At 72.4% G+C, this 2,212-nt stretch carries 2 protein-coding genes; both read left to right on the plus strand.

Annotation, left to right across the window (positions count from 1 at the left end; translation table 11 throughout):
- Positions 1–893, plus strand: an 893-nt coding sequence (locus GA0115259_RS37590; RefSeq protein ID WP_176732788.1) for a glycoside hydrolase family 3 C-terminal domain-containing protein, incomplete at its 5' end; no start/stop codon positions are given.
- A 16-nt stretch (positions 894–909) separates the two neighbouring features.
- A complete protein-coding gene (locus GA0115259_RS37595) occupies positions 910–2,034 on the plus strand; it encodes a LacI family DNA-binding transcriptional regulator (protein ID WP_093605057.1) in 1,125 nt (374 codons plus the stop codon).
- The last annotated feature ends 178 nt before the right edge of the window (positions 2,035–2,212 follow it).

A 2,212-nucleotide genomic window follows, 5' to 3' on the forward strand; every position in this document is an offset into this window, starting at 1 on the left:
CCCGGGACGCCGATGCCGCCGTGGTGGTGGTCGGCACCACCGAGGAGAGCGAGTCCGAGGGCCGCGACCGCGACTCGCTCGCGCTGCCGGACGGTCAGGACGCGCTGGTACGGGCCGTGGCACGGGCCAATCCACGGACGGTGGTGATCCTGAACGCGGGCGCTCCCGTCACTCTTCCGTGGCGCGCGGAGGTGCCCGCGCTGCTGCTCGCCTGGTTCCCGGGGCAGGAGGCGGGCGACGGTCTCGCCGATGTGCTCTTCGGACGCACCGAGCCGGGCGGCCGGCTGCCCACGACCTGGTCGGCGGCCCGGGAGGAGGTTCCCGTGCTCCGCACCAGGCCCGAGGAGAACAGCCTCGTCTACGCCGAGGGACCGTATGTCGGCTACCGCGCCTGGCTGAGATCGGGCGCCACGCCCGCGTACTGGTTCGGCCATGGACTGGGCTATACGACCTGGTCGTACGGCGCGCTGGAGGCACCGGACCGGGTGAGTGCGGGCGACCCTTTCGACGTCCGGATACGGCTGCGCAACACGGGCGCGCGGCGCGGACGCGAGGTCGTACAGCTCTATCTGTCCGGACCCGAGCCGTCCCAGGCCGAATCGTCCGGATCCGAGCCGTCCGGGCCTGAGCCGGTCGATCCGTCGGCGCGCAGGCTCGTCGGATATACGGCGGTTGTCGCGGAGCCCGGCGAGGAGGTCGTCGCGGTGGTACGGGTCGACGGCCGCGCACCGGCGCGCTGGTCGGCGGAGCGCCACCGCTGGGAATGGACGCCCGGCGACTACGCCCTCCACGGCGGGCGCTCGGCCGGAGATCTGCCGCTCGGCGGGACGATCACACTGTCCGTGGCGCCACCGCGCTCACCTGGGCCGACCACGGAGAGCGCTCTCCACTAATGCTATAAAGGGGGTCATGACGGAAGACCCGCGACCGGCCGGCGCACCCACCCTGGAGGATGTGGCGCGAGCCGCCGGTGTCTCCCGTGCCACGGTCTCACGGGTCGTCAACGGCGTCCGCAATGTCGACCCGGTGATACAGGAGTCCGTACGGCAGGCGGTGGCCGCGACCGGCTATACGCCCAACCGCGCGGCCCGCTCACTGGTCACCCGGCGCGCCGACGCGATCGCGCTGGTGGTCTCGGGAGCCGGGGACGACTCGGCCGAAGAGCCGGCGGACAGCCCCGCGGAATCGGCGGACGGCTCGCCCGATGCCTCCGCCGTCGGTCCCGACGGTGCCCACAACTCTTTCACCGCACATGTCTTCGCCGATCCGTTCTTCGGCCGGGTGGTGGCGGGAGTCGTCAACTACCTGCGGCCCCGGGGCATGTATCCGGTGCTGATGTTCGCCGAGACGTCCCGCGCCCGCGACGAGGTCGTCTCGTATCTGCGCCAGGGCAGCGCCGACGGCGCGCTCGTGGTGTCGACACACGCCGAGGATCCGCTGCCCGCGCTGATCACGGACGCGGGACTGCCCGCCGTGCTGTACGCGCGCCCGGCCCGGCCCGCCCGTATCAGCTATGTGGATCTGGCCCATCAGGACGGCGCGCGGCTGGCCGCCGAGCATCTGCTCGCGCGCGGCTGCCGGCGGATCGCCACGATCACGGGCCCGCTGGACGTGCCCGCGGGCCAGGACCGGCTGGCGGGCTTCCGGGACACGATGGCGCGGCGGGGCCATCCGTACATCCCCATCGCCGAAGGGCGGTTCACACAGGAGAGCGGCGAGACGGCGATGGAGCGGCTGCTCGCCGAACACCCGGATCTGGACGGTGTGTTCGCGGCGAACGATCTGATGGCGGTGGGCGCGTGCCATGTGCTCCGTGAGCACGGCAGACGGGTGCCGGAGGATGTCGCCGTGGTCGGTTTCGACGACAGCAGCGCGGCGCTCGCCTGCCGGCCGCCGCTGACCACGGTCCGGCAGCCCGTGGAGGAGATGGCGGCGGAGATGGCCCGGCTGCTGCTGGACCGGCTGGCGGGCTCGGACCGCGCGGTCACCTCGGTCATCTTCGAACCGTCACTGGTGGTACGCGGCTCGGCCTGACCGGACGACGCCTGGCGACGCCTCGTAACGCCTCGCGCGAATCCACGGTCGGGCAGCCGGAGTACGGAACAGAACAGGACCAAGCGGGCATTTCCCACGAAAGGGAAACGGCCGGTTATATCCCGTCAGCCCGCAGGCTCGCCCGCCGTAGTCGAGGCGCGGGGCCAGCGGCGGGGCA

Source organism: Streptomyces sp. MnatMP-M17 (assembly GCF_900091995.1).
Classification (GTDB): domain Bacteria; phylum Actinomycetota; class Actinomycetes; order Streptomycetales; family Streptomycetaceae; genus Streptomyces.

Coding starts and splice junctions, on each gene's coding strand:
- GA0115259_RS37595 (WP_093605057.1), top strand. CDS start 910: ATGACGGAAGACCCGCGACCGGCCGGCGCACCCACCCTGGAGGATGTG.